General features: G+C 59.7%; 1 protein-coding gene. It reads left to right on the top strand.

What is annotated here, in order from left to right; genetic code table 11:
* Positions 1 to 746 (top strand): HAMP domain-containing protein (locus tag KVT38_RS33405; protein ID WP_217598047.1); only part of this gene is annotated, 746 nt, incomplete at both ends.

Below are 746 nucleotides of genomic sequence, written 5' to 3'. Positions count from 1 at the left end.
TACATGGCTTCGAATTTGACGAACCAGGTGCGCAATATCGCCGAGGTGACGACGGCCGTCGCCAAAGGCGACCTGTCCAAGAAGATAACCGTCGACGCAAAGGGCGAGATTCTGGAGCTGAAGAGCACAATCAACACGATGGTCGATCAGCTAGGCAATTTTGCCTCCGAAGTTACGCGCGTCGCGCGCGAAGTATCGAACGACGGCATCCTCGGCGGCCAGGCCGACGTCAAGGACGTCTCCGGCACCTGGAAGGACTTGACCGACAGCGTTAACTTCATGGCCGGCACGCTTACCGACCAGGTGCGCAATATCGCCGAGGTGACGACCGCGGTCGCGAAGGGCGACCTGACCAAGCAGATTACCGTCAATGCCAAGGGCGAGATTCTGGAGCTCAAAAATACGATCAACACGATGGTCGACCAGCTGTCGACGTTCGCGTCCGAAGTTACGCGCGTGGCCCGCGAGGTCGGCACCGAAGGGATGCTGGGCGGACAAGCGCAGGTCAAGGGCGTGGCCGGTACATGGCGCGACCTGACCGAATCGGTTAACGACATGGCTTCAAACTTGACCGACCAGGTGCGCAACATCGCCGTCGTCACGACAGCCGTCGCGAACGGCGACCTGTCCAAGAAGATTACGGCGGACGTTCAGGGCGAGATTCTCGAGCTGAAAAACACGATTAACACGATGGTCGATCAGCTGTCGACGTTCGCGTCCGAAGTTACGCGCGTGGCGCGCGAGGT

It is taken from the genome of Cohnella sp. GbtcB17 (assembly GCF_019091135.1).
In the GTDB taxonomy this organism is placed as follows: Bacteria; Bacillota; Bacilli; order Paenibacillales; family Paenibacillaceae; genus Cohnella.
This window is presented reverse-complemented; position numbering and strand designations above follow the sequence as displayed.